22 protein-coding genes are annotated in these 23,838 nt (G+C 63.6%); 12 read left to right on the top strand and 10 right to left on the bottom strand.

The genetic code is table 11. The annotated features are described in order from the left end of the window. Window positions 1-36: 36 nt before the first annotated feature. From AT395_RS14475 to AT395_RS14460, 4 genes are all read left to right on the top strand, one after another. Window positions 37-2,133, top strand: a complete 2,097-nt coding sequence (locus tag AT395_RS14475; protein WP_048629562.1) for a 3-hydroxyacyl-CoA dehydrogenase NAD-binding domain-containing protein — start codon at window positions 37-39, stop codon at window positions 2,131-2,133. Between the two features lie 116 nt (window positions 2,134-2,249). Continuing rightward, complete coding sequence (gene pncA / locus AT395_RS14470; protein ID WP_048629561.1) at window positions 2,250-2,855, top strand: bifunctional nicotinamidase/pyrazinamidase; 606 nt, start codon at window positions 2,250-2,252, stop codon at window positions 2,853-2,855. Window positions 2,856-2,986: 131 nt separating this feature from the next. After that, window positions 2,987-3,427 (top strand): PaaI family thioesterase, encoded by a 441-nt coding sequence (locus AT395_RS14465; RefSeq protein ID WP_082164864.1) that lies wholly within the window; start codon window positions 2,987-2,989, stop codon window positions 3,425-3,427. Between the two features lie 166 nt (window positions 3,428-3,593). Next, on the top strand, window positions 3,594-4,589 hold the full coding sequence (locus AT395_RS14460; protein ID WP_042116208.1) for an NADP-dependent oxidoreductase: 996 nt from the start codon (window positions 3,594-3,596) through the stop codon (window positions 4,587-4,589). A 184-nt stretch (window positions 4,590-4,773) separates the two neighbouring features. Here AT395_RS14460 and AT395_RS14455 read toward each other — a convergent pair whose 3' ends face one another. Genes AT395_RS14455 through ygfZ form a run of 3 tightly spaced genes read right to left on the bottom strand, consistent with a single transcriptional unit; the run spans window position 4,774 to window position 7,047 of the window. After that, the gene (locus tag AT395_RS14455; protein ID WP_052765646.1) at window positions 4,774-5,613 is read right to left on the bottom strand and encodes an NRDE family protein; all 840 of its coding nucleotides are present in this window, start codon (window positions 5,611-5,613) and stop codon (window positions 4,774-4,776) included. Further along, on the bottom strand, window positions 5,604-5,909 hold the full coding sequence (locus AT395_RS14450; RefSeq protein ID WP_042116206.1) for a DUF4936 family protein: 306 nt from the start codon (window positions 5,907-5,909) through the stop codon (window positions 5,604-5,606). The genes AT395_RS14455 and AT395_RS14450 overlap by 10 nt, the downstream gene beginning before the upstream one ends. Before the next feature lie 22 nt (window positions 5,910-5,931). After that, a complete protein-coding gene (gene ygfZ, locus AT395_RS14445) occupies window positions 5,932-7,047 on the bottom strand; it encodes a CAF17-like 4Fe-4S cluster assembly/insertion protein YgfZ (protein WP_082164855.1) in 1,116 nt (371 codons plus the stop codon). A 187-nt stretch (window positions 7,048-7,234) separates the two neighbouring features. On the opposite strand from ygfZ, the gene mltG reads away from it, so the two are divergent. The 5 genes from mltG (at window position 7,235) to AT395_RS14420 (ending at window position 11,625) form a co-directional block, all read left to right on the top strand. Beyond that, window positions 7,235-8,230 (top strand): endolytic transglycosylase MltG, encoded by a 996-nt coding sequence (gene mltG / locus AT395_RS14440; protein ID WP_048629636.1) that lies wholly within the window; start codon window positions 7,235-7,237, stop codon window positions 8,228-8,230. Continuing rightward, window positions 8,227-8,889, top strand: a complete 663-nt coding sequence (gene tmk / locus AT395_RS14435; protein WP_042116204.1) for a dTMP kinase — start codon at window positions 8,227-8,229, stop codon at window positions 8,887-8,889. Before mltG ends, tmk begins: the two co-directional genes overlap by 4 nt. Before the next feature lie 143 nt (window positions 8,890-9,032). Further along, a complete protein-coding gene (gene holB / locus AT395_RS14430) occupies window positions 9,033-10,073 on the top strand; it encodes a DNA polymerase III subunit delta' (RefSeq protein WP_042116202.1) in 1,041 nt (346 codons plus the stop codon). A 29-nt stretch (window positions 10,074-10,102) separates the two neighbouring features. Then, a complete protein-coding gene (locus AT395_RS14425; RefSeq protein ID WP_042118626.1) occupies window positions 10,103-10,885 on the top strand; it encodes a TatD family hydrolase in 783 nt (260 codons plus the stop codon). A gap of 65 nt (window positions 10,886-10,950) precedes the next feature. Next, window positions 10,951-11,625: an ankyrin repeat domain-containing protein gene (locus AT395_RS14420; protein ID WP_042116201.1), complete on the top strand. Its 675-nt coding sequence runs from the start codon at window positions 10,951-10,953 to the stop codon at window positions 11,623-11,625. A gap of 58 nt (window positions 11,626-11,683) precedes the next feature. Here AT395_RS14420 and AT395_RS14415 read toward each other — a convergent pair whose 3' ends face one another. Genes AT395_RS14415 through otsB form a run of 3 tightly spaced genes read right to left on the bottom strand, consistent with a single transcriptional unit; the run spans window position 11,684 to window position 14,778 of the window. Next, window positions 11,684-12,493, bottom strand: a complete 810-nt coding sequence (locus tag AT395_RS14415) for a crotonase/enoyl-CoA hydratase family protein (RefSeq protein WP_042116200.1) — start codon at window positions 12,491-12,493, stop codon at window positions 11,684-11,686. Between the two features lie 45 nt (window positions 12,494-12,538). After that, on the bottom strand, window positions 12,539-13,960 hold the full coding sequence (otsA, locus tag AT395_RS14410) for an alpha,alpha-trehalose-phosphate synthase (UDP-forming) (protein ID WP_042116198.1): 1,422 nt from the start codon (window positions 13,958-13,960) through the stop codon (window positions 12,539-12,541). After that, a complete protein-coding gene (gene otsB, locus AT395_RS14405) occupies window positions 13,957-14,778 on the bottom strand; it encodes a trehalose-phosphatase (RefSeq protein ID WP_082164854.1) in 822 nt (273 codons plus the stop codon). Before otsB ends, otsA begins: the two co-directional genes overlap by 4 nt. 356 nt (window positions 14,779-15,134) lie before the next feature. On the opposite strand from otsB, the gene AT395_RS14400 reads away from it, so the two are divergent. Both AT395_RS14400 and AT395_RS14395 read left to right on the top strand, forming a co-directional pair. Next, entirely contained in the window at window positions 15,135-17,723 is a 2,589-nt protein-coding gene (locus AT395_RS14400; RefSeq protein ID WP_048629559.1) for a PepSY domain-containing protein, read from the top strand. A 104-nt stretch (window positions 17,724-17,827) separates the two neighbouring features. Next, complete coding sequence (locus AT395_RS14395) at window positions 17,828-18,112, top strand: acylphosphatase (RefSeq protein ID WP_042116194.1); 285 nt, start codon at window positions 17,828-17,830, stop codon at window positions 18,110-18,112. A gap of 130 nt (window positions 18,113-18,242) precedes the next feature. On the opposite strand, the gene AT395_RS14390 is transcribed toward AT395_RS14395, so the two are convergent. After that, window positions 18,243-19,886, bottom strand: a complete 1,644-nt coding sequence (locus AT395_RS14390; RefSeq protein WP_048629558.1) for a methyl-accepting chemotaxis protein — start codon at window positions 19,884-19,886, stop codon at window positions 18,243-18,245. Window positions 19,887-20,295: 409 nt separating this feature from the next. Here AT395_RS14390 and AT395_RS14385 point away from each other — a divergent pair, with 409 nt between their 5' ends. Beyond that, entirely contained in the window at window positions 20,296-21,903 is a 1,608-nt protein-coding gene (locus tag AT395_RS14385) for an ATP-binding protein (protein ID WP_167370733.1), read from the top strand. Here AT395_RS14385 and trhA read toward each other — a convergent pair. From trhA to AT395_RS14370, 3 genes are all read right to left on the bottom strand, one after another. Then, window positions 21,894-22,538, bottom strand: coding sequence for a PAQR family membrane homeostasis protein TrhA (trhA, locus tag AT395_RS14380; RefSeq protein WP_042116190.1), 645 nt, complete (start codon window positions 22,536-22,538; stop codon window positions 21,894-21,896). The two genes, AT395_RS14385 and trhA, sit on opposite strands and share 10 nt — an antisense overlap. 28 nt (window positions 22,539-22,566) lie before the next feature. After that, the gene (locus tag AT395_RS14375) at window positions 22,567-23,124 is read right to left on the bottom strand and encodes a peroxiredoxin (RefSeq protein ID WP_042116189.1); all 558 of its coding nucleotides are present in this window, start codon (window positions 23,122-23,124) and stop codon (window positions 22,567-22,569) included. A 158-nt stretch (window positions 23,125-23,282) separates the two neighbouring features. Further along, window positions 23,283-23,795 (bottom strand): Lrp/AsnC family transcriptional regulator, encoded by a 513-nt coding sequence (locus AT395_RS14370; protein WP_048629556.1) that lies wholly within the window; start codon window positions 23,793-23,795, stop codon window positions 23,283-23,285. Between the last annotated feature and the right edge of the window lie 43 nt (window positions 23,796-23,838).

Here is a 23,838-nt window from a genome sequence, read left to right as displayed (position 1 = left end):
CCCCAACGACGCACATAAATAAGGAAAGAGACAACAATGAGCACGGCTTATGAGGTTCGTGACGGCGTGGCCGTCATCACGCTGGAAAATCCCCCGGTGAATGGCCTGGGACATGCCACACGGGCGGGTATTGCCGATGGCATCGCGCAAGCTCAGGCCGACGCTCAGGTTCGCGCCGTGGTGCTGATCGGCGGGGGGAAGGCTTTTTCCGGCGGTGCCGATATTCGTGAGTTCAACACGCCGAAGGCGACGCAGAGCCCACTGTTGGTCGACGTGATTGCCGCGCTCGACGCTTGCAAGAAACCTGTCGTCGCGGCGGTGCACGCGGTGGCAATGGGCGGCGGTCTCGAATTGGCACTCGCATGTCACTATCGCGTGGCGTTGCCGGGGGCACAGATTGCCCTGCCCGAGGTGAAGCTGGGTCTGCTGCCCGGTGCTGGTGGCACGCAGCGACTGCCGCGCGCCATCGGTGTGGCGCGTGCGCTCGATATGGTGGTGTCGGGCCGTGTCGTGAAGTCCGAAACGCTCGTCGGCACGCTCTTCTCGAAGCTCATCGAAGGCAGTCATGACGATCTCCTCGCGGGGGCCATTGCCTTTGCCAGCGAGATTGCCGCCCAAGGCGGCACCTTGCCGCGATTGCGCGACGTTGCCATCGACGACGCTGACGGTTCGGGGCAGGCTGCCATTGATGCCGCGCGAGACAAGGTACAGCGCGAGCAGCCCCATTTTCCTGCGCCGCAGAAATGTGTGGCGGCAGTCGAAGCGGCGCTGCAACGTCCGTTTGATGAAGGGGTGAAGTTCGAGCGCGAGTGTTTTGTCGCGCTGGTCAGTTCGCCGGAATCGAAGGCGCTGCGTCACGCGTTCCTAGGGGAGCGTGCCGCAGCCAAGATTGTCGACGTGCCCGACGATACCCCGGTACGCACCATCGAGCGCGTGGCGGTCGTCGGTGCCGGAACGATGGGTAGCGGCATTGCCATGACGTTCGCGAACGCTGGAATTCCGGTAGTGCTGATCGACACGACCGAGGCGTCGTTAGCGCGCGGTGTCGAGTCGATGCGCGGCAATTACGCACGTGCCGTGACCCGGGGCAAGCTGGCAGCCGACGAGGCTGAAAAGCGGCTGGCACGTATTCAAGGCAGTACCGATTTCACGTCGGTCGCAGATGCCGATCTGATTGTGGAGGCGGTGTTCGAGGATATGGCCATCAAGCAAGTGGTGTTCCGCGAACTCGATAAGGTGGCCAAACCCGGTGCGATTCTGGCGTCGAACACGTCGACGCTCGATCTCGATGTGCTGGCTGAAACCACGTCGCGGGCGCAGGACGTCATCGGCATGCATTTCTTCAGTCCCGCCAACGTCATGCGCTTGCTCGAGGTGGTGCGCGGCGCCCATACGGGCAAGGACGTATTGGCGAGCGTCATGAAGCTCGCCAAACGAATTGGCAAGCTCGCTGTCGTGGCTCGGGTGTGCGACGGCTTTATTGGCAATCGCATGCTCGAACCGTATTTCAAGCAGTCTCAATGGATGGTCGAGCAGGGCGCGACGCCCGCGCAGGTCGACGCTGCCATCGAGCGCTTCGGCTTCGCCATGGGGCCGTTCCGCACCAGCGACCTGGCTGGCAACGATGTCAGCTGGGCGATTCGCAAGCGTCGTCATGCCGAACACCCCGGCATTGTGTATCCCAGGATTGCCGATGTGGTGTGCGAAGCAGGCCGCTATGGCCAGAAAACCCACGCTGGCTGGTACGACTACGCTGAGGGCGACCGCACGCCGCGTGAGTCGGCCAAAATTGCGCAGATGCTCGACGACTATCGCAAGGCGAACGGGATTGTGCCTCGCGCGTTCTCCGACGGCGAGATTGTCGACCGTCTCGTCTATGCGCTGGTGAACGAAGGGGCAAAGGTGCTCGCCGACGGAACGGCGGCGCGCGCATCCGACATCGATATGGTGTATCTGAATGGCTACGGCTTCCCGCTGTGGCGTGGCGGGCCGATGCTCTATGCCGACATGGTCGGGCTCGACAAGGTGCTTGCACGGGTGCGGGAGTTCGAGCAGGGTGAGCACGGCGCGGACTGGACACCGGCCGCACGGCTCGTGGAACTGGCGGAAGCCGGCAAGCGTTTCAACGGGTAAGCAACACGGGGTCGATAGGAAAGGGCTGCTGCGTCGAGGTGTCCTGTCCGTATCGGCTTTATCACCTGCATCCGGCAGTATTGGCCATATCGCGGGAATAGTTTAGGGGCAATGATATGAAGCCGATGGACGAAGTACTGCTCGTGATCGACGTGCAGAACGATTTCATGCCCGGAGGGGCCTTGGCCGTGCCTCACGGTGACGAGGTGGTGCCGGCGATCAACGCGTTGGCGGGAAAGTTCGCCCATGTGGTGTTGACGCAGGACTGGCATCCGTCTGGGCACGTGTCGTTTGCCGAGAATCACGAGGGGCGTCGGCCGTTCGAGACGATGACCTTGCCGTATGGCGAACAGGTCCTGTGGCCTGCCCACTGCGTGCAGGATACGCAGGGGGCGGCATTGCATGCGGATTTGCATATTCCGCACGCGCAGGCCGTGGTGCGTAAGGGGTATCAGGCCGATGTCGATAGCTATTCGGCGTTTCTCGAAGCAGACCGCAAGACGCCCACGGGGCTCGCGGGGTATTTGCGGGACAAGGGCGTGAGACGCGTGCACTGTGTTGGACTGGCGACCGATTTCTGTGTGGCGTGGAGTGCGCTCGACGCCCGGGCGGCGGGCTTCGACGTTTGTGTGATCGAGCACGCCTGCCGTGCTATCGATCTGAACGGCTCGCTCGCCAGGGCGTGGGCGTCGCTGGCTGCCGCAGGTGTATCGCGCGAATAGCGGGGGAGTCGTGGGCGAGTGGCGGGCCACCGAGTGAATAACAGACGCAATGCGCTTCGCTTTGCGTCGCTAAATGATGTCGTGACGATGGACAAGTTCTACCGTAATGGCCAATGTGGCCGGAGTTTCTGATGACTGCGCTCTCGATCCGTTCAGGTTTTATCGATCACCTCGGCATCGAATTGCTGAGTGCTGAGGGGGGCGAGTCGGTGTTACGGCTCTCGCTGGCGCCTCAGCATCTCAATAGCTGGGAGGTGATGCACGGCGGGGTCACGATGGCGATGCTTGATGTTGCCCTGAGCACCGCTTGCCGGAGTGTGGCGCCGGAAGGCTCGGGCGTGGTGACTATCGAGATGAAGACGAGTTTCATGCAACCTGGCACCGGCGAGATGCGCGCGTTCGGGCGTCTCCTGCATCGCTCCACGACGATGGCCTATTGTGAGGGCGAGGTGCGCGACGTCAACGACAAGCTGGTAGCGAAGGCGATGGGGACCTTCAAGTATCTGCGTCGCCTTGCGGTCGGGCGTACCGTGCGGGAGCAGCGACGCCCCGACGCCCCGAGCGGCGACTGACGATTGCCCGGAAAACGTCTCGCTGTCGACGACGACGTTGCCGGTCGATGCGTGGGTAAAGCGCTGTTGACCGGTATGGGGCGCCCGTGCGAGGCGAGCCTATTGAGACCGTAACGGGTAGCGATTGTCGCTACCCGACCAATGCAGTTGATGCGGAGGGAATACCATGACGATCAATCGCCAGATTTTGCTGGTTTCACGCCCGAAGGGCGAAGCCACGCTGGACAATTTTCATCTGGCCGCACCGGAGTTACCGGAACTTGGTGACGGGCAGGTGCTGGTCCGAAACTTCTACCTGTCCCTCGACCCGTACATGCGCGGCCGGATGAACGATACGAAGTCTTACGCCCCGCCGCAGCCGCTCGATACGGTGATGATCGGCGCGACAGTCGGTGAGGTAATCGAATCGCGCCATCCCGACTGGCAGCCGGGCGATGCCGTCACCGCCATGTTCGGCTGGCAGGAGTACGGCATTTCGGACGGCAGCAACCTGCGTCGTCTGCACGATGCACGCGTGCCGATGAGCGCTTATCTTGGGGTTGCCGGCATGCCTGGCGTGACCGCGTGGTATGGCCTGAACCACATCATCGCGCCGAAAGCCGGGGAGACGGTGGCGGTCAGCGCGGCCTCCGGTGCGGTGGGCAGCGTGGTCGGCCAATTGGCCAAACGCGCCGGGTGTCGTGTGATCGGCATTGCCGGCGGCGAGCAAAAGTGCGCCTACGTCGTGGACACACTGGGCTTCGATGCCTGTATCGACTACAAGGCAGGCAATCTGAACGATGCGCTGCGCGCCGCAGCACCCGACGGTATCGACGGTTATTTCGAGAACGTTGGGGGTGAGGTATTGGATGCCGTCATGCGCAATCTCAATGCACACTCGCGCATTGCTTTGTGCGGCATGATCTCCGGCTACAACGGCGACCCGATTCCGATGAAGTATCCGGCGCTGTTGCTCACGAACCGCGTACGACTCGAAGGTTTCATCGTGACTGAGCACATGGACGTCTGGCCGCAAGCGCTGAAAGAACTGACTGACGCGATTGCCGCTGGTGAGTTGCGCTATCGCGAGACGATGGCCCAAGGCATCGAAAACGCGCCTGCGGCGTTCCTGGGGCTGCTCAAAGGGGAAAACTTCGGCAAGCAGATTGTGCGGTTGGTATAGCGCGGGATTATTATCGAATTTATCAAGGATTCCTGAGTTTCAGGAGTGGTGTGTCTTTCTGTTTTCACGGTCACGGGCTGAGGCAGTTGGCAAAATCACCGCCAGCCGATGCAGCGCGATTCCCAATTTAAGTGTCGAAATTGAGAAGCACGTCCCAAAGATGGGAATAAACGGCGACGTGCCGTTAAGTGCGTTTGGCGTCGATGACGAAGGAGAAATCGCGACGATCGGAGAGCACTTTGGGGGATTGTCCCGGCGTTACGGTCGCTTCCACCATGTCGATGCGACCATCGCGGTGGTAGCGGAGCAGCGTCGTGCATCGCGTTCCGTAGGCCGGTGATGCGATGAATGCTGCCGAAAGCGTGCGTTCCAATGTCTGCGAGACACCCGTTTCAGGCAGGGCGTCGTCTGGCGCTTCGGTCGGGTCGCGCATGATCTGCAACAGCGTGGCGTCGTCGGCGTTACGCGAAATTGCGTCCGCAAGTGCGTCGCGGCGACTGAGCAGTTTCGGCCAGGGGGTATCCATCACGGCGTTGGACAGACCGTGCAGTCCGGGGGAGATGGCGTGCGCGACAGGATTGACGGGTATTGCCGGTGGCGCTTTCAGGTTGCCGCCAACGTGATCGGCCCGGTTTCCCAACCAGAACAGCTTGCCTGCGGGCAGATCGCCCGCGAGTAAATTGAAGCCTGCGTACTCATGTGCATGCCGCTCGACGCGTGCGAGATCGGCGTCGAACGACGTCGCGTCGAGCATGGCCGAGACCAGCAGGCCTCGAGACGGCGCGTCCTTCGACGCCATCGGCGCGCGGCCGTCGCGGAAGTTCGTGAGTGCAGCGAACCGCCCGGCGCGATTGACCCCCATCCACGTACCGCCGCCTCGCAGATCCCGGCCTCCAAGCACATCCGGGCGGTCGTGCCACCAGTGCATCGGCTCGGCAGGACGCTCGAAGAACTCATCCCGATTGGCGAGCAGAATCAGCGGCGTGTCGGTATCGGGTTGCCACGAGAAGACAATCAGGCACATGGGGTTTGCGCGTCAACGAAGCATTCGGTATGACGCTCGCCTTCAATCAGCGCCGTCAGGCCCGACTCGGCCGCCAATTGTGCAAGTGAGGCAATGAAGGCAGGGCTCGCGCTGTCGTATCGTTCCATCCAGGTCGTGGTGCCGCTGGTCGCGTCGTTGGCGGAGGCGTCGGCGCGCCGTTGCAACCGCCCCGACACGCCGAAGCGTGACGCCGCCAGCGTGAAGAGCCGTGCAGCGGCGGCATGTGCCGCGGCTGCGTTGTGCGACGAGACACGGTAGTAGACGTAACAGTCCATGGGCAATCGCTGGGCGGCCAGATCAGGAGGCCGCCGCAGACGACGCGGGCGTTTCAGTCGGATCGATGATCTCGTATGGCAAATCGGCGAAAGCGAGGGCCGGGCCGTCGGCACTGCCGAGCCTCACGTCGTCGGCTTCGCGTGCGGCCAGCTTCACCTCTACGAGCAGGTCGTAGCCGCCGTCCGGGGCCGGCGCGGCTTGTACCACCATGCCGCACGGTTGGTCGGGATCGCTCGTCTCGATCAATGCCTGTCCCGGCGCTGGTTGTACGCCGCTTACGTGCGCAAGATGCAGGCGACGCTTGATTGTGCCGCGATACTGGCTGCGGGCAACCACTTCCTGTCCGGGGTAACAACCTTTACGGAAATTCACGCCGCCCACGACCTCCCAGTTCACCATCTGCGGGACGAACTGCTCCTGCGTCGCGGTGGTGACTCGCGCGACCCCGCTATGCACGTCGAGCCATGCCGCGAGGGCCGGCGGGACGACGGTGAGGCCCGCCGCCTGCGTCAGGGCCGCCCACGCCTCGGCGGCGTGCGTGACCGGCACGCTCCACAGGAAGCGCGAGAGCGCGCGCGCCGTGCCGGCGTCAGGCAAACGAATCAGGCTGGTCGGCGCATCGCCAAGGGTTGCGTGAGCGGCAGCAAGCGCGGCGGCGGGCAACGCCGGGAACGTGTTGGCCAAAACGGCCTCGGCCGCAGGGCCACCGACCTGGAGCAGCACATGGGTCGCGGTGCCGTCCGTCAGTTTGGCCTTCGCACGCAGAACGAACATCGAGAGGCGCTTTTGCACGGCCGCCTGCACGTCGGCATCGCAAGCGAGATAGATCGTGGCGTCGGCCGACGTGTCTCGCCACATCAGGAACGTTGCGAGCAACCGTCCTTTGGCGGAGCAATATCCGGCCAAACGCGCCTGAGCGGAGGAAAGGCGCTCGACATCGTTGGTCAGTTGACCGTGAAGGAAGGCCGCCGCGTCGGCGCCAGTCACCGCGATGAGGCCGGTATCGCTGGCGAGCGAGACGAAACTGCCGGTTTGCAACGCCGCGAACTGAGCCGCGCGAGCACTCGCGTCGGACGTCGCGTCGAGGGAGGAAGCGGCTGCCGCTTGGGGCAGAAGATCACGCCATTGGGAGGTCATAAACGGGAGAGCCTGTCAATCTGTGAGGGTTCGGCAAGTCAAAGTATTATATTGGGTCTTCCGCCAGGACGTGCGAGCCCGGTTCGACGCGCAAAACGCGCCTCTCGACACCGTCGTCGCCACGCAAGTCCGGCTGACCGAGTCCCCCGAACCCGCTGCTGTCGACACACGGCTTACCCTGCAATTCATGTCTTTCATCAAACGCCTGTTGGTTCTGCTGATTGTCGCCGCGCTGGCGGCGGGCGGCGCTTTCTATTATTGGGCGCAGGCCCCTCTGCAACTAGACAAGCCGACACTTGACGTGACGATCAAGCCGTACAGTTCGGTGCGCAGCGTGGCTGCGCAATTGCGCAACGGCGGCGTGCCGGTGCCTCCGCTCCTGTTCAACCTGCTTGCCCGTGTGATGGACGTGGGCACCAAGCTCAAGTCGGGCAACTATGAGTTCGCGACCGGCATCACGCCCATCGAAGTGGTGGAAAAGCTCGCACGTGGCGACGTCAACCAGTATGTGGTGACGATCATCGAGGGATGGACCTTCAAGAAGATGCGCTCGGAGATCGATGCCAATCCGGCGCTGCGTCACGATACGGCGGGTTTGCCCGATGCCGACATCATGCAACTGGTGGGCGCAGACCGCGCCGAGGCCGAAGGCATGTTCTTCCCCGACACTTACCTTTTTCCGAAAGGCACGAGCGACATCGATGTCTACAAGCGCGCCTATCGCCTGATGCAGAAGCGTCTGGACGAAGCGTGGGCCGCGCGGGCACCGGGACTGCCGTACACGACACCCTACGAGGCGCTTATCATGGCATCGCTCGTGGAGAAAGAGACGGGGCAGGCGGTGGAGCGAGGGCAGGTCGCGGCCGTGTTCATCAACCGACTGCGTAAGCGCATGTTGCTGCAAACCGATCCGACAGTGATCTACGGCATGGGGGATCAGTACACCGGGCGGCTGCGCAAGCGCGACCTGCAAACCGATACGCCGTACAACACCTACACGCGCGCCGGCCTGCCGCCCACACCCATTGCGCTACCGGGCGTGGCGTCGCTGGCAGCGGCGCTGAATCCCGCGCCGACCGATGCGCTGTACTTCGTAGCGCGTGGCGACGGCACAAGCCATTTCTCGACGAATCTCCAGGAGCACAATCGCGCCGTGGACAAATATCAGCGAGGTGAACAATGACGCAATCCTCCGTGGCACCGGCAGCCGTGCCGGGCAAGTTCGTGACCTTCGAGGGCATTGACGGTGCGGGCAAGAGCACTCACGTCAACGCTTTCGTCGACACGTTGCGTCAGGGCCTCGCCAGCGTGGGACGCACGGTCGTCGCCACGCGAGAACCCGGCGGCACGCCGCTGGGCGAGGCGCTGCGCAAGCTCGTGCTCGACGAACCGATGGATATCGAGACGGAGGCGCTGCTGATGTTCGCAGGGCGCCGGGAACATCTGGTCAAAGTGATCGAGCCGGCGCTCGCACGCGGTGACTGGGTCGTCTCGGACCGCTTTACCGACGCGACGTTCGCGTATCAGGGCGGCGGACGTGGCCTGTCGCTCGACAAATTGACGACGCTCGAGCGTTGGGTGCAGGGCACGCGTCAGCCCGATCTGACGATTCTGTTCGATCTCGATCCGGCGATTGCCGCCGCGCGGCTGGCCGGCGCCCGGACCCCAGACAAGTTCGAACGCGAATCGGCCGCGTTCTTCACGCGTGTGCGAGAGGAATATCTGCGCCGCGCCGAGGCATCGGGTGGCCGTTTTGTCGTGATCGACGCCGCGCAGAGCATAGAAGCGATTGCCGGCCAACTCGCAGGCGTATTCGCCCGTCTGGGCTTGCCCGGGCATTGAGCGTGCCGGCGCGCGATACGCGATAATCCGCTTATTCCATCGACGTGCGGGACATCTGCGGCGTGTCGCCGGGACGACCGGGGCCCCCAGTCTGAGCACTTCGCCGTTCCGCACGAGACGCCTCATCCGGCCAAGGAGCCTACATGCTGTTTCCGTGGCAGTCACAGGACTGGACACGCCTTAACGACCTGCGCGCCCAGATGCCGCACGCGCTGCTATTGCAAGCCGTGCCGGGCATTGGCGAGATCGAGCTTGCCCGTACGTTCGCGCAGGCGCTGCTGTGCGAGTCGCCGCGCGACGACCATCTGCCGTGTGGCGCCTGCGGAGCGTGCCAGTGGCTCTCGAGCGGCAATCACCCGGACTTTCGCGCCATCTGCCCTGAGATATTGGCGGACAGCCTGCCGGGCGCCGAGGCGCGTGCCGAAGCCGATGGCGACAAGAAGACCAAGACACCGAGCAAGGAAATCAAGATCGAGCAGGTGCGCGAAGTGATCGACTTCGCAAGTGTTGGCTCGCACCGTCAGGGGCTGCGCGTTGTGCTGCTGTATCCGGCGGAATCGCTCAACGTGCATGCGGCGAATGCTCTGCTCAAGACACTCGAAGAGCCCCCCGAAGGGGTGGTGTTTCTGCTGGTGACGACGCAGCCCGACCGGCTTTTGCCGACGATCCTGTCGCGCTGCCGTCGCCTGATACTCACGCGTCCGGACGGCGCCCAGGCGTCGAAATGGCTCATGGCGGAAGCAGGGCTCGATGCCGCCAAGGCTGCCGCCGTGCTAGCCGAGGCCGGAGGCGCACCGCTGTCGGCGCGTGCGCTGGCCGAACCCGAAGAGCGCGGCTGGCGCGACTGGCTGCTGGGTCAATTGGCGCAGGGCGCGGCGATCGATGCCTTCGCCTGTGCCGAGCAATTGCACAAGGGCAGCCTGCCGGGCATTCTGGAGACGTTGCAGCGATGGTGCTTCGACGTGCTGGCGGAGCGCATGGCCGGCACCGTCCGCTTCTTCCCAAGTCACGCGCAGGCCTTGCGCCATTGCGGCGACACGACTGACGACGTCCATTTGCTGGGTTTCCTGCGTGAGCTTGCGCAGCAACGGCAGGTGCAGAACCACCCGCTCAATACGCGCGTGCTGCTCGAGGCGCTTTTCCTGCAATACAAACAGTTGTTTGGCGGACCGGCATCGCTTTGATGCAGGCCGTCGGCAACCGATCACACATCATGTTCATCGATTCGCACTGTCATATCAATTTTCCGGAACTGGCCGAGCAGATGCCCGACCTGCTCGCGCGCATGCGCGAGAACAAGGTAAGCCACGCCCTGTGCGTCTCGGTCGATCTGCCAACGCTTCCTCAAGTGCTCGAGATCGCTGCACAGCACGAGAACGTGTACGCCTCAGTGGGGGTGCACCCGGATTACGAAGATACGCCCGAGCCTGGTGTCGACGATCTCGTGCGTCTCGCAGCCACGCCGAAGGTTGTGGCCATTGGCGAGACCGGGCTCGACTACTATCGTCTGGAAGGCCGGAGCATCGAGGAAATGGAGTGGCAGCGCGAGCGTTTTCGCACCCACATTCGCGCAGCGCGCGCCACGGGCAAGCCGCTCATCATTCACACGCGCTCGGCCGCCGCCGACACGCTGCGCATCATGCGAGAAGAGCAGGCGGGCGAGCCGGCGGGGGTGATGCACTGCTTCACTGAAAGCTGGGATGTCGCGCAAGGCGCGCTCGACCAGAACTTCTACATCTCGTTTTCGGGCATCGTCACGTTCAAGAGCGCGCGAGACTTGCAGGACGTGGCTCGCCGCGTGCCCCTGGAGCGCATGCTGATCGAGACGGATTCACCGTATCTTGCTCCCGTGCCTTATCGAGGCAAGCTCAATCAACCCGGCTACGTGCGCCATGTCGCGGAGTTCATCGCCGACCTGCGCGGCGAGCCGTTGCAGAAGATTGCCGAAGCGACGACGGAGAACTTCTTCCGCCTGTTCGCAACGGCAAAGCCCTGACCTGCATCACCCGATTGACCGAATTCGTTCTACGTAATTCAACGGACTACCGACAGGAGCCCCCGATGCGCAAATTTCCGATGATCCGAGCCTGGATGTTGCTTAGTGTGCTCTGGCTGACGGCGTGTGCCACTGCGGCCACGTCCAATACCGCGCTGGTGAAGGCGGTTGTCTTCAACGACACGAAGGCTGTGGCGCAAGCGCTGAAAGCGGGCGTCGATCCGAACTCGACAGACGAGAAGGGCAATCCTCTGTTGGTCATCGCCATGCGCGAGAAGTCGGTCGACGTGGCGCGTCTGCTGATCGAAGACAAGCGCACGGATCTCGACGCGACCAACGCGGCAGGCGAAAACGCCATGATGATTGCGTCGCTGCAAGGGTTGGCGCCCATGGTCAAGCTGCTGATCGACAAGGATGCAGAGGTCAACAAGAAGGGCTGGGCGCCATTGCATTACGCGGCGACCAACGGGCATGACGACATCGTGCAGATGCTGCTCGATGCTTCGGCATACGTCGATGCCGAATCGCCCAATGGCACCACGCCGCTCATGATGGCAGCGCGCGGCGGCCACATCACGACGTGCAAGGTGCTGCTCGATGGTGGCGCAGACGTGCGCCTGAAGAACCAGATCGGTTTGACGGCGATCGACTTCGCCACGCAGGCGAATCAGAAGGAAATCGCGGACGGCCTGCGCAAGCGCCTTGAGCAGGTGCAGTCGTCGCGTCCGGCGGGCAAGTAAGGCGGCCCGGGCCTCGCCGCAGCCCTATTGCGTCGAGGCCGTGGGACCGCAGGATTGATTACGATTTGTCGCGCGGTGCACCGTGGCGGCCGGCGCCACCGAGAAATTCGCGAGCGCCGGCAATGCCCTCGGAGAACACCACCGCATGTCCGGCGGCGCCTTCCTGACGCAGCGCGGCCTCCAGCGACATATCCCATTGTGCATAGGCTGCGCGCCGATCCGCCCGCAGGGCGCCTTGCGGCAACGCGGCGAGTTGCTGCGCCAGTGCGAGCGCGCCCTGACGCGCCATGCCTTCCGGCACCAGCCGGTTCACCAGTCCGATCTCGTAGGCTTCCTGTGCGCCGACAGCGCGCCCCGTGAGAATCATGTCAAGCGCACGGCTCATGCCAATCAGTCTCGGCAGCCGCACCGTGCCGCCGTCGATGAGCGGTACGCCGAAGCGCCGGCAGAAAACGCCGAACGTTGCCGACACGTCTGCCACGCGCAGATCGCACCACAGGGCCAACTCCAGCCCGCCTGCCACGGCGTGTCCGCTCACGGCCGCGATCACGGGCTTGTCCAGATGCCGGCGTGTGAGTCCCATTGGGCCGTCGCCGCTGCCGTCGCGCGTGACCTCGTTGCGGCGTTCCGGGTCGTCGAACGCCGAGAGGTCGGCGCCTGCGCAGAACGCCGCCCCTTTGCCGCAAAGCACGGCAACGCTGGCACTGTCGTCTTGCTCGAAGGCCAGCAAGGCGTCGCGCAGCGCGGCGGCCATGTGCCGGTCAACGGCGTTGCGCCGCGCTGCGCGCGCAAGTGTGACGATGGTCACGGGCCCGTCGGTCTCGACCTCGACGCACGGGGCGCTCGAAGCATGATCGCGTTGGCTCATGGCAGGACTCCTTGCGGGCTTGGGCGGCCGCTTTCGTCAGGCCGATCAGGCGGCAGCCGGTTGAGGCCGCCGTAACAATGCGGGTTTGGCGGCACCTTTCGGCGCGCGGAGGTCGGCGATAAAGCGGTCGCGCCACGCCGACAGATCGTGCTCGCGCAATGTCAGCATCATGGTGGCGTGGCGCGCTTGCCGCTCGGATAGCGACATGTTCAGTGCGGTGCGCAGCGCCTCGGCCATCCCGTCGATATCGTACGGATTCACGATCAGCGCACCGTCAAGTTCCTGTGCAGCCCCCGCAAAGCATGACAGCACCAGCACGCCGGGGTCTGCCGGATCCTGCGAGGCGACGTACTCTTTCGCAACGAGATTCATGCCGTCGCGCAGCGGCGTGACGTAGCCCACCTGCGACGCGCGGAAAAACGACATCAGCACCTCGTGATCGTAACGCTTATTGATGTAGCGAAGCGGTGTCCACGCCAGATCGGAGAAGCGCCCGTTGATATGCCCCGCCTCGGTCTCCAACTGCCGGCGGATCTCGCCATATCCGGCCACGTCAGAGCGGCTGGGCGGCGCGACCTGCACGAAGCTGACCGTCCCTTGCTGATTCGGCCACAGTTCGAGCAGACGTTCGAAGGCGCGGAATCGCTCTAGCATCCCCTTCGAATAATCCAGGCGGTCCACGCTCATGATGAGCTTGCGTTCCTGCAACCCTTGCTTCAGGTCGAGGATGTGCTTGACCGTGGCGCGGGCGGTCGCTTGCTGCTGGATCTCGTCGGGATAGACACCAATCGGATAGACGCCCGTGCGCAACGTGCGCTCGTAGGCGGTGACGGTGCCATCGTCGTGCAAAGTGCCTCCGGCATGGCGAACCAGATAGTCCGTGAAGGCGGTGCGATCGGTTTCCGTCTGAAACCCGACGAGATCGTACTCGCACATTGCCCGCACCAGCGCTTCGTGCGGTGGCACGGTCATGAGCACTTGCGGAGAAGGAAAAGGAATATGCAGGAAGAAGCCAAGTCGTTGCTTCAAACCGATCTGCCGACACGCCTGCGCGAACGGCAGCAGATGGTAGTCGTGAACCCAGATCAGATCGTCTTGTTTGAGCAACGGTGCAAGCAGCGCGGCAAAGCGCGCGTTGACGTGGCGGTAGCCGTTGTAGTCGTCGCGCTGATAGCGGGTGAGGTCGTCGCGATAGTGAAATGTCGGCCACAGGGTGGCGTTCGAAAAGCCGCGATAGTAGGTGTTGTAGTCGCGGCGCGTGAGCGGCACGGTGGCGAAAGTGACGTTATTGCGATGGGCAATCTCGGGCGCGCTCGCCGGCTCGGCGTTGATTTCGCCGTTCCAGCCGAACCACATGCCTCCAGTGTCTTTGAGCGCGTCGAACACGCCGATGGCCAGACCGCCGGCGGTAGGTTTGCCTTCGGTGATCGGGGCAACCCGGTTCGACACGATGACTAAGCGACTCATTCTCCATTCTCCTGTGAGGGTTGGCGCAGGGCGGTGTGGCGCAGCGTCAGCAGCCAGGCCGTGAGGGCTTCCGGCGACGGCAAACGATGATGCGCACACGTGTCTCCCTCGCCGATCTTGATCGTGATGCCACCCAGCGCATTCACGTCGGCAAATCCGGCCTCGTCGGTCAGATCGTCGCCGGCAAACAGCGGCGTTCGCCCGGCAAACGGAGCCTCCTTCAGTAGCGTGGCGATAGCGCGGCCCTTGCTTACGTGGCGTGGCCGCAGTTCGAAGACAAACTTGCCGGGCTGCAACGCGAAGCTATCGGCATGCAGATCGGCCAGCACGCGCATGGTGTCGCGCGCGACGCCCGCCAGTTCGGGCGCATTGCGGTAATGCAGCGCAAGCGCGCTGCCTTTGTTCTCCAGCAACAGGCCGGGATGCTGCGCGACGAGCGCGCGCAGCGGGGCCGCCATCTCGGCGACCCGGGCCGTGTCGAGCGCATGGCCCTCGGCGCGAACCCATTCTCCGTCGGCATGGCGGATTTCGGCACCATGCAGCCCGGCAGCGGCGACGCGCAGCGGAGCGAGCAGCCCGTCGATATCGTCGATAGCCCGCCCGGAGACGACCGCAACGGCGCCATTCGTGCGCTCGAACAGCCGGGCCAGCACGCTCGCGGTGTCGCGCGGCAGCCTGACCGCATCGGGGCGGGACGCCAGGGGAGCCAGCGTGCCGTCGAGATCGAAAAAGAATGCCACCGTGGCAACGTCGACATCGCAAGTATCGGCCGGTGTCGTCGTCGACGGGGCGTTGAGGGAAGACGCTAAGGGTTGCATGGCACTCCGTCGCTGTCGTGCCGCAGGTCGAAAGTTCGTTTCCGGGCCGAGCGACAGGCGCCGGGGAAAGGTGGACGAGGTGTGACTTGCGGCGTTTCGGTGGGCGGGAGCGCGGACATCCGCGCCGATAAATTCATCCTAACCGTTCAAAAAGCGACGGGGGGTCGTCCTTTCTATGAAATTCCTGTCGGATGAGGCCTACAAGGTATGGAAAGTTAAGTGGGTATTGAATATGAGAATCGTTTGCAATACCATTCGATAATTGCCGCATAGTGCTCCATCGGGGGGATCGCGGCACGGCACACCTGCCACGCACGCGCCACCATCGGCGCACGGACGTGCGTCGGACGACAACAATGATGAAAAGACTGTGGTTTCAGTTGCACTGGTTCTTCGGTATTACGGCCGGGCTGGTGCTGGCAGTGGTCGGTCTCACCGGCGCACTGCTTTCCTATTACGAAGAACTCACCCGGGCCTTCAGTCCCGGTGTGATGACCGTGGCCGTGCGCGATACGCCGCCGTTGCCCATTCCCGAGCTGGTCTCGCGGGTGCATGAGGCGGTGCCCGACCGGCGCATTTTGCTCATGACGGTGACGCGCGCGCCGGAAGACGCCGTCGGCGTTCGCCTGTCGATCGGCGACGGGACGCGTGGCGAGACGTACTTCGTCGACCCTTATACGGGGCAAATGCTTGGCCGTTCGCAAGCCGATGTCGTCTTCCGCTTCATCATGGACATCCACCGTTTCCTGACGGTGGACGGGATCGGCAAACAGATCACGGCGGCGGCTACGCTACTGCTCTTCCTTTTGGCGTTGAGCGGTCTGTATTTGCGCTGGCCCCGACGCATTGGCAATTGGCGCGCCTGGTTCCATATCGATTTCAAGAAGCGCGGCCGGCCGTTCCTCTGGAATCTTCACGCCGTCATTGGCACGGTGGTGCTGGTGCCATATCTGCTCTCGGCCACCACGGGGCTTTACTGGTCGTACGACTGGTGGCGCGGCATGCTGTTTTCGGTGGCCGGTGTGCCCCAGCCTGTGCGCAACAAGCCTCCCGCCCAGCCGAAGATGGCAAAGAAGGGCGAGGGCAAGAAGGCGGCGTTGCCGGATCTGGCCTCGACGCCGGCAAACGACATGGGCACGGTGTGGAACAGCTTCACGGCCCGAGTGCCTGACTACACCAAAGTTTATCTGCGCCCGGCGCAAAAGCCGGGCGGGGCGCTTCAGGTGACGTGGCTCGACAAGTCCGCGCCGCATGAGCGGGCGTTCAGCCGCATGGATATCGAGGCGGTGTCCGGCGAGATTCGCAACGAAGATCGTTACGCGGAGAAAACGACGGGCGGCCAGTTGATGACGAGCATCTACGCGTTGCATCGCGGCAGCTTCTTCGGTCAGGCAGGCATCATCGTCATGTTGCTCTCGAGTCTCATGATGCCGGTGTTCTTCGTCACGGGCTGGATGCTGTATCTCGACCGTCGCAAGAAGAAGCGCGCATTGGCGGCGGCGCGCCCGGCCACGGTGAAGCATGGCGCACACGCACCCGTGGGTACACCGCTTGCGGAAGAGGGCGTGCTGATCGGCTACGCGAGCCAGAGTGGCGTGGCCGAGGGGCTTGCCTGGCAGACGGCCGGTATGTTGCAGGGCGCGGGCGTTCCGGCGCAGATTCAGCCGCTGGCGCACATCGGTCAGGCCCAACTGGGCACGGCCAGGCGGGCGTTGTTCATCGTCAGCACATTCGGCGACGGCGAGCCGCCCGACAGCGCGCGCCGGTTTGCGCAGCAATTGATGAATCAGGCGATGGCGCTGCCGACATTACGTTTCGCCATGCTCTCACTGGGCGACAGCCATTACGACCGATTCTGCGGGTTCGGCCGCAAGCTCGACGGGTGGCTGCGCGCGCAGGGCGGCGTCGCGGCATTCGAACCCATCGAAGTCGACCGGGGCGATCCGGGCGCGTGGACTCGCTGGCAAGAGCGCCTTGGCGAATGGTTAGGGCGCCCGTTGGTGTCGTCGAAGCTCACCGACGGCCCTCGCTTCCAGTCGTGGACGTTGACCGAGCGCAACGTACTCAATCCCGGCAGCACCGGTTTGCCGGCCTATCACCTGGCCTTCACGCCGCCCCCAGACGCCCAATGGGTGGCGGGTGATCTGGTCGAGGTGCTGCCGCGGCATACGGCGGCGCGCATTGATGCCTTTCTCGCCGGCAGTGTCTGGACGGCCGACGTGCGCGTGAGCATCGCCGGGCGAGAGGCGACGTTGGGCGAAGCGCTGCGCGAGCGCGTGTTGCCCGAGGCTGCCCCGCCGGCGGGGATCGATCTTCAGGATTGGCTGGATCGTCTGGCGCCACTGCCCGAGCGTGAGTATTCGATTGCGTCGACACCGGACGAGGGCCAGCTGATGTTGCTCGTGCGCCAGACGCGCAATGCCGACGGCTCGCTGGGACTTGGCTCCGGCTGGCTCACCGACGGCGTGCCGTTGGGCGGGAGCGTGACGATGCGTGTCAGGTCGAACCCGGGCTTCCATGGCCCGTCGGACGCCGGTGGCATGATCCTGATCGGCAACGGCACAGGATTGGCCGGACTGCGTGCGCACCTTGCCGAGCGAATTGCGCAGGGACATGTGCGGAACTGGCTGATCTTCGGTGAACGTCAGGCGGCCCACGACCGTTTCCACGACGCGACCCTGCGCGAATGGCAGGCGCAGGGCGGCCTGGCCCGCGTCGACCTCGTATTCTCACGCGATCAGGCGCAACGCATCTACGTGCAGGATCGGGTGCGCGAAGCGGCGCGAGACATTGCGGGATGGGTGGCCGACGGCGCATCGATCTACGTGTGCGGCAGCCTCGCGGGCATGGCGCCAGCCGTGGATGCCGCGCTGGCCGATGCGCTCGGCGCGGACGTTCTGCTCGACTTGTCGGCACAGGGGCGATATCGGCGCGACATCTACTAGACGTCCTCCGGCCGTGTGCTAACGTAGTGAACGGGGCTCGAATTAAATCGAGCCCCTTTTCATGGTTTCGTACATCCATCCATCGATTGCGGCAGGGAGGGGCAATGACGGCAACGTGGCAGATCGTAGTGCACGGCCTGGTTCAGGGAGTCGGGTATCGCGCCGCGTGCGTGGCCGAAGCGCGCAGGATCGGGCTGGTGGGATGGGTGCGCAATCGCCGCGACGGTGCGGTCGAGGTCATCGCGCAGGGTGAGGCCGCGCAATTGCTGGCGTTGTGCGAGTGGATGCGTCAGGGGCCGCCGGGGGCGCAGGTATCGTCGTGCGACGTCGACAAGGCGTGGGTCGCAGAGTTGCCACTCAAAGGTTTCGAGCAACGCGCGAGCATTTGATGCGATGCAGCGGTACAGGCATGGCGCCGTATGCGGCGCGCTCGTCTGCCGGCGGGACTGCGTAGGAGGATCTCCGCCGCCGCCAGCGGGACGCTGGCGTCCCGATTGGCCGGCGACGGTGGCGCAGGGATCAAGCGGCGAGAGCCAGCGTGCCAGGCGCAGCGTTGGGCATGATCTCGCCAGTGCTGCCTGCGGGTGCACGCGTTGCCTCGTGGGCGGACAGACGGAACAGCGCCACCGATTCGCGCAAACGTGCGGCCTGTGACTCGAGCGCGGCGGCTGCGGCAGACGCCTCTTCCACGAGCGCGGCGTTTTGCTGCGTCATCTCGTCCATTTGCGTCACGGCCCGGTTGACCTGTTCAATGCCGCTAGACTGTTCGACACTCGCGGCCGAGATTTCGCCCATGATGTCGGTCACGCGTTTGACCGACTGCACGACTTCCACCATCGTGGCGCCAGCGCGTTCCACCAGGCGGGTGCCGGTCTCGACACGGCTGCCCGACGCTTCGATCAATCCCTTGATTTCCTTGGCAGCCGACGCGCTGCGTTGCGCCAGCGTGCGCACTTCGCCTGCGACCACGGCGAAACCGCGGCCCTGTTCGCCGGCTCGTGCGGCTTCGACGGCGGCATTGAGCGCCAGGATGTTCGTCTGGAACGCAATGCCATCGATGACCGTCAGGATATCGGTGACCTTTTGCGACGCCTCGGCGATATCGCGCATGGTGGTCACCACTTCCTGGACAACCTCGCCGCCGCGTGACGCAGTGTCCGACGCCGTTACCGCCAACTGGCTGGCGGCGCGGGCATTCTCGGCGTTCTGTTTGACGACGGCCGTCAACTCCTCCATGCTCGCCGCGGTCTGTTCCAGCGACGACGCCTGAGATTCGGTGCGTTGCGAGAGGTCGGCGTTGCCGTCGGCAATCTCGCGGGCGCTGGCGTGAATCGCTTCCGTGCTTTCGCGCACGGTGCCAACCGTGGTGGCGAGCCCATCGCGCATCCGGCCGAGGGCGCCGAACAGCTGGCCCATCTCGTTACGCGTACGTTGCTCGACGCGTTGGCTCAGATCGCCGGCAGCCATGCGTTCGAAATGGGAGATGACTTCACGGATCGGCCGCAGCACGGCGCGCGCAAGCATCGCGCGGCCCCACAGGGCAAGCAGCAAAGCCACGGCCAGCGTTGCGCCCAACGCGACGCGCATGACGTTGTAGCGCTGCTGAGCGGCTTCGAAGCGGGTTTTCTGGCGGGCAACCTGAATGTCCTGAAGCTCGCGCAGGGCCGTATCGAGACCGTTGTAGGCAGACGGCGCGACGCGCGCCTGAATCTGATGGAACCCGGCCACGTCGCCTTGCTTGAGGGCATTGAGCGCCGGTGTCACGACTTTATCGAAAAAGGCCCGGCGTTTTTCGTCGGTAGCCTTGGCCAACTCCGCTTCGTGCGCATCTTCTTTGGGACGTTTCAGATAATCCTTCCAGAGCGCGTCCGAGGCGGCGATGTATTGGGCGCCACGGTTGAGGACTTTTTCCGACTCTTCCGGATTCGCCCCGAGGCTGACAAACGAGGCGTAGGTCGCCATCGACAGCCGGGTTCGTAGAATCTGCTCGCCGGTGCCCTTGAGTTCGGCCAGCGCGGGGGTGTCTTCCGTGGCCATCTTGCTCAGGGAATCGTTGCTGGAGCTGAGCGCCTGAAGGCCCAGAACGCTGACAAGGACGAGAAGTGCGCCAAGCAAACCTAGGACCAGTGTCAGGCTGGTCCGAATCGTAATGTTCTTATACATATGGATCGATAGATTGAATGCCCAGGTCGCGCCGTGAAAGCGTGCGGCCTCCCCGCCCGTCGGAAAGTGCAAGACGGGGCATAGGGATTATCGGCAGATGAGAGGCAGAACTTGAATGATTCGGCTCGGGCGATTCCGAAAGTGCCGCATTCACAAAAAAAGATCGGAATTTGCGCAGTCGCAAGCGTCCAGCAAAAGGCCAGACTAAAAGGCTCCTGCAGTTCTTCAGTACGCCGAAGCGCGTGAATCGTGATGCGGCGTCAACGACGCGATGAATCTCGACAAATCCAATTTCCGGCGCGGTGGCGCCGATGCCGGACGGTATGAACCCGATGGGTTGCCTGCAGCGACATCGTTCGCGCCGCAAGGCCATGTAAGGGACGGCCGCGAGGACGTCAGCATTTTTCGAATGGCGTTGGTGCACGAGTTGCGGGCCCCGTTGCAGGTGCTGCAGGGGCATCTCGATGCACTGTGCAGCGATGAAGCTCTCGACAATGGTGTCGATGGCGGGGGAGGTGCAGGGGGTCCGGAGGGGGAAGCCGATGCGCCGGCGCCCCGCGAGCGACTCGACGCCATGCGAAGCATGCTCGGCGTGGTGGCGGGCGCGGTAGACGATGTGCTGCAACTGGGGCAGGGCGATGCCGTACATCTGCCGCTGCGCGAGACAGTTTTCGAGTTGCGAACATGCCTCGACGAGGAGGTCGACCTCTTTGCGGGCATGGCTCACGCGAAAGGACTCGTGCTGGCCTGCGACATTGCCGACGATGTGCCTGCCATGATGCGGGGCGACGCCACACGACTGCGTCAGATGCTGCGAACGCTGCTTGACAATGCGTTGAAGTACACGGTTTGCGGCGGCGTTGCAGTCCGGGTATCGTGGGACGCAGCACCGGAGCCGGTGGCGGATCATCGCGATTCGTGCGTGATGGCGCCGCGGGGCGATGCTGACTCGGGGCGGTTGACGATCTTTGTGAGCGATACCGGGCCTGGAATTCCGGCCGGCATGGAAAACGCAGTGTTCGCGGCCTTTGCGCGTGCGGATCGCTCGGTGTCCGGCACCGGGCTGGGGCTCTGGATCTCACAGCAATGGGCGCAGCGTATGGGCGGCTCGCTGAGCGTAGCGCCTTCCACTTCGGGGGCGCGGTTCCGGTTGTCCCTGCCGTTCGCATCGCCATTTTCGATGCCGTCCGCGCAGCCGGCGCCGGCTGCGCAGCGCGAGGCCGTGATGCGACGCGCAGTTGCGCCTGCGCCTGTCGCCCGGTCTGTCGCTCGCATTGACGTGCGCGCCGGGCTCCGTGCACTGGTGGTCGACGATCACGTGATGAATCGGGCCATCCTCGCAGAACAATTGACGTCGCTTGGATGCGTGGTCGAACGGGCGGAGGATTTGACGGAAGCGCTTCTGCAATGGATTTCGCATGACGTCGACGTGGTGCTCACCGACGTGCAGCTCGGCGGCGCTTGCGGGCTGACGCTGGCGAAGACGCTCCATGCCTTGGCCCCGGCGCTTGGCCGCCGGGCCCCGGTCGTGCTTGCTGTGACCGGGTCGATCGTGGGAGCCCGTGCGGCAAGAGAGGCCGGCATTGACGACGTCCTGACGAAACCGGTGTCACGACAGCGGCTCACCCAGACGCTGGCGGTGCGGTGGCCGTGCCCCGGAGAGGATGGTGCAGAGCGTACGGCTGGTACAGATGGCATTGAGGGTCCCGCGGGTGTCGATGCGCCGCAGCGGACTGCCTCCGATCATACCGGCGAGCGCCGTAAGACGACGCGGCCGTCACTGCTGGACGATCCCTATGCACGCCGTTTGATGCGTGAAGAAATGGCCAAGGACCTCGCGCGTTTTCGCCGATTGATCGCCACGCGCCGACCGGCCGATCTTCACGCCGCGCAGGCATTGCTGCATCGCATGCGCGGGGCGTGCCGGATGTTTGGCGACCCGGCGCTCACCGCGCGATGTGATCGGCTATCCGAGAAACTCGTGGATTGCCGGCGCTCACTGGGAGATCACAGGTAGCGGCAGACCGCGAGATAGTGGCAGGCGGTTCCGCCAATGGCGAACAGATGCCAGACGAAATGTCCGAACTTGATGTGGCCGTCGAGCGAGTAGAAGATCGCGCCGACAGTGTAGGCGACGCCGCCAGCGTAAAGCCATCCGGCGCCCGGGCCAGGAATGGCCGCGAGCACCGGACCGGCGACCAGCACGGCCACCCACCCCAGACCGATGTAGAGCAGGGTGGAGACGAGCGGCCGGTCGAGCAGGCCGAGCGACTTCGCGATCAGTCCGGCCAGTGCCATGACCCAGACACCGGTGAGCAGCGGCCAGCCCCACGGATCGTGGAGAATCTTGATCGTAAAGGGGGTGTAGGTTCCGGCAATGAAAAGAAAGATGGCGCAGTGATCAACGCGCATGAATACGCGTTTCGCGCGACCATCGGGAAGCCCGTGATACAACGCGGAGGCCAGATAAACGACCACCATCGTGACCGCAAAAACGCCAATGCCGATCTGCTGAACCGTGCTTGGCGAGGGCGGGCGAACCGCCGTGAAAAGGAAGGGAATCGCTACGAGTGCCGCCAGGCAGGCAACGCCGTGACTGACACTATTGGCGAGTTCTTCGCTTCGCGTTTGTGCACGTGCTATGGCTTTCATGCTGCATCATCCTGTGATTGAACTGCGATCACGCAGGGTGTGCGGCACGCCACTTGCGGACGGCCTCCATGGTGTTGGCAACGTGCTTGTCCGGATCGAGGCTAACGTAGCTATAGATCACCTTGCCGTCGGGAGCAATGACATAAGAGACACGATTCGCGTAATCGGGTTTGAGCGAGAGCACGGCGTCATACGCACGCATGATGTGCTGGTCGGTATCGGCCGCCACGGCAAACTTGCTGCGGCACTCGGACACGGAGAACTTGTTGAGCGTGTCGATGTTGTCGTGCGACACACCGATGACCGTTGCGCCCATCTCCTTGAACTTGTCGGTCGCTTCGGCAAAGTCGTGGGCTTCAATCGTGCAACCCTTGGTGAACGCCGCAGGATAGAAGTACAGCACGACGGGGCCGTTCTTGAGTGCATCGGCCAGCGAGAAGGTAAACACTTTGCCGCCCAGCGACGCCTGCGCAGAGAAGTCAGGCGCTTGAGCGCCGTTTTTCAGGGCGGCATGCGCAGGGATAAGGCACCAGGCCGTCACGCCGATAATGGCGGCTGCGGCAGTCAGTCCGAACCAACGTTTCATGCAAGGCTCCCGGAGTGGATGTTTAAGGATAGAGGCTTGCGGGGGCGCTGTCCAACGTGCGCCGGCGACTTCCACAATGCTGTTGCACGGTGTCGATGTCCGGCACGCGGGCCGACAGTCTACTGCCTGTTTCGTGACATGAAGTTGTCAGCGTAGTGTCATGAAGTGCTGATGGACGATCCGGCACTTCCGCCGAGAGAGGCTGTGCCGTTACCGATGGGCAGTACCGTCGTCGATTTGATTTGCGAGAGGGCGATCATCGAGTTGACCTCCTGCACCATCGGCAATTGGGAAAGGCGCTCGAAAAAGAATCGCTCGTATGCGTCGACGTCGCGTGTGACGATGCGCAACAGAAAGTCGACGTTGCCCATGAGGACATGACATTCGAGGACTTCGGGGAATTCCTGGATCGCCTTTGAGAACTCCGGCAGCGCGTTGCGGTTGTGGCCGGCAAGCTTCACATGGGCGAACAGCATCACGTTCAGTCCGACCTTCTTGCGGTCGACCAGCGCGACGCGACGCTCGATGACACCCTCGGCATCCAGTCGGTCGATGCGACGCCAGCATTGGGACTGAGACAGGCCGATGCGCTCGCCGATTTGGGCGGCGGAGAGGGAGGCGTCCACCTGAAGAAGTGCGAGAATTTTCTCGTCGAATTCATCAAGTTGCATGATTTATTCCTCGATAAATTAAAATCCGAATAAATCATGTGAA

The sequence above is a fragment of the Pandoraea apista genome (assembly GCF_001465595.2).
GTDB lineage: Bacteria > Pseudomonadota > Gammaproteobacteria > Burkholderiales > Burkholderiaceae > Pandoraea > Pandoraea apista.
This window is presented reverse-complemented; position numbering and strand designations above follow the sequence as displayed.